At 43.7% G+C, this 2,522-nt stretch carries 3 protein-coding genes; all 3 read left to right on the top strand.

Features of this window, described 5'->3' with window-relative positions; all coding sequences use genetic code 11:
- Positions 1-237: 237 nt before the first annotated feature.
- The 3 genes from PX636_RS11455 (at position 238) to PX636_RS11445 (ending at position 2,310) form a co-directional block, all read left to right on the top strand.
- A complete protein-coding gene (locus PX636_RS11455; protein ID WP_288117258.1) occupies positions 238-570 on the top strand; it encodes a GIY-YIG nuclease family protein in 333 nt (110 codons plus the stop codon).
- Positions 571-573: 3 nt separating this feature from the next.
- Positions 574-780, top strand: a complete 207-nt coding sequence (locus tag PX636_RS11450; RefSeq protein ID WP_045356590.1) for a hypothetical protein — start codon at positions 574-576, stop codon at positions 778-780.
- A gap of 447 nt (positions 781-1,227) precedes the next feature.
- On the top strand, positions 1,228-2,310 hold the full coding sequence (locus PX636_RS11445) for a sulfate ABC transporter substrate-binding protein (protein WP_288117257.1): 1,083 nt from the start codon (positions 1,228-1,230) through the stop codon (positions 2,308-2,310).
- Positions 2,311-2,522 lie beyond the last annotated feature (212 nt).

Below are 2,522 nucleotides of genomic sequence, written 5' to 3'. Positions count from 1 at the left end.
TAACCAAATTAAAGCAGCTCTAAAGAGTTTTGAGTTAAAAGTTAAACTTCAAGTTTTCATTCAGTACAAATGTACTGATTAACTAATATTTTTGGGGAAAATTAGTTAACCCATCATTATAACATATAATTAATTTGCAAGAGTTCTTTTTTCTGTGGCATGATCAGTTCGACAACCGATAATCTGCCTTCCGTGCCAACGAACCACTCTGAAATACAAAACCAAGCAAGAAGCGTCTTGGATGCAATTGCTTTTACTCCCTTTGAGCAATGCCAACCCTTGAGCCGGGATTTTAGGGACATTCCTGATCGTCCTGGCATTTACGCGGTCAGGCATAGATCTCAGGGATTGCTTTACATTGGTAAAACCAAAAGTTTACGGGGTCGTTTTAAAGGTGGACACAAAGCTTTTTTGTGGGCTTGGCTGGATCAATACAACAGCGAAGATGTACGCATAGCAGTGCAGACAATACCTTACTCGAAAAACCCTGCGCTACTATTAGAATTAGAGGCGATCATTTTGAGAGCGACTGAGCCACCCTATAATGTTCAAATTCCTATGGAGTCCTAACCCATGCGAGCGAAACTTTCAGAGCAAATCTCGTCCACTGATGCAGAAATTATTTTAAGACGCTTACCAGACTGGATTCAGGATGCTTTGATTGCTCGCGCTACTGAAATTGATTATCCCGTTGAAGCGATTCTTGAGATGGCGATCGCCAGTTTTTTAGACACAGAGGCATTAAGTTTTGCCGACTGTAAGCCAGGGCGAGGTCAATAAGTGGGATGGCTACCGCCCTAGGGTGCGTTCCCTAATGCAGGATTTTTGGGGACGCACCATGCACATTGATTGAAGTCGTTAGACCGCTTCAATTTTAGGGTAATAGTTGCTAAGGTCTGCTAACTTCACCGGTGAAGCCACCTAGGGAAAGGTTTGTGATCGCTAAAAAATTCTTTATTCTCCATAAAGACGATAAAATCTCTATTCTGGAAGCATAAAGAGGCTTCAGACAGATTTAAAGGCACAATTAAGCCGTATAAATCCAATATTTCCATTTTTTTCAGCTAATCAAGCCATTAATGGCTTGATTTATTGGCATCTAACCCAAATAAGACAGTATAATTTTTTCTTCAATGTATTGAAATTGTTTTTTATTTCATGTAAAATACAATTTCAGAGAAAATACCTAGCAATCTCCCATAAATAAACAAAGGAGCCGATGACATCGTGATCCCTGATCCTAGATCCTCAAAACCGAAAACCCTCTTACCCTTTATTTCTCTAGCTACGGCTGCCGTCGTCACAACGGGAATCGGACTAGCTTTTAGTCCCCTATCGGCATCGAGTAATCTGCTGGCAGCTGCGGATAAACAGCAAGCTAAACAACAAACCGTGGAAATCACCCTGGTTTCCTACGCGGTGACTCAATCGGCCTACTCAAAAATTATTCCTCTATTCGTCAACAAATGGAAAAGAGAGAAAAAACAGGATGTGGTGATTAAACAGAGTTATGGCGGCTCTGGTTCCCAAACCCGCGCTGTTATCGACGGATTAGATGCAGATGTGGTAAATTTGGCTATCGGTTCCGATGTGGAACGCTTGCAAAAAGCGGGTTTAGTTAACCCCGGTTGGCAGAAAGAATTACCCAACAATGCCATCGCCACTCGTTCCGTGGTAGCTTTAGTTACTCGTCAGGGCAATCCCAAAGGAATCCGCAACTGGCCAGATCTAGCCAAATCGGGGATTAAAGTCATCACTGCCAACCCGAAAACCTCTGGGGTGGCCCGGTGGAATTTTCTGGCCCTGTGGGGATCGGTAACTCGGACCGGCGGCAATGAAGCACAAGCGACCAATTTCGTCCGCAATGTCTATAAAAACGTGCCTGTACTACCCAAAGATGCCCGGGAAGCCAGCGATGTCTTCTTTAAACAGGATCAGGGGGATGTGCTGCTTAACTACGAAAACGAGGTAATTTTGGCCCGTCAAAAAGGAGAAACCGGTTTTTCCTATACTATTCCTGCGGTCAATGTTTCGATCGATCCGCCCGTGGCTGTAGTGGATAAAATAGTTGATAAACGCAAAACCCGGGAAGTAGCGACAGCTTTTGCCCAATTTCTCTTTACTCCCGAAGCGCAGCGGGAATTCGCCAAGGTGGGTTTCCGTCCCGTTAATGCTAATGTGGCTAAAGAGTTTAGTAAACAATACCCAAAAGTGTCGAATCTGTTCCCCTATACGGCGGTCGGTAGCTGGGATGCGATCCAGAAAAAATTCTTCGCTGATGGGGCGATTTTTGACCAAATTCAGCGTTAATTAGTAGTAGGCCGTCAGCCGTCAGCTAAGTAAGTGGTTCTGATTAAATAGAAGATAGATTTTGCTTTTGATCCCCCCTGCTCCCCTTAATAAGGGGGGTATCTGACAATTTTCAACACCTACTTACTTAGGGTCTGCTGAATAAATCTAAAAACCTTGTTGGATAAGACTTTTGGACTTTTTTACCCTCAAAAAGTGCCGGCCATTGGGGG

This window comes from Microcystis sp. M53598_WE2, from assembly GCF_030067735.1.
GTDB lineage: Bacteria > Cyanobacteriota > Cyanobacteriia > Cyanobacteriales > Microcystaceae > Microcystis > Microcystis aeruginosa.
This window is presented reverse-complemented; position numbering and strand designations above follow the sequence as displayed.

Excerpts from the sequence above, each read along its gene's own strand:
- PX636_RS11450 (WP_045356590.1), top strand. The coding sequence starts at position 574 with ATGCGAGCGAAACTTTCAGAGCAAATCTCGTCCACTGATGCAGAAATT.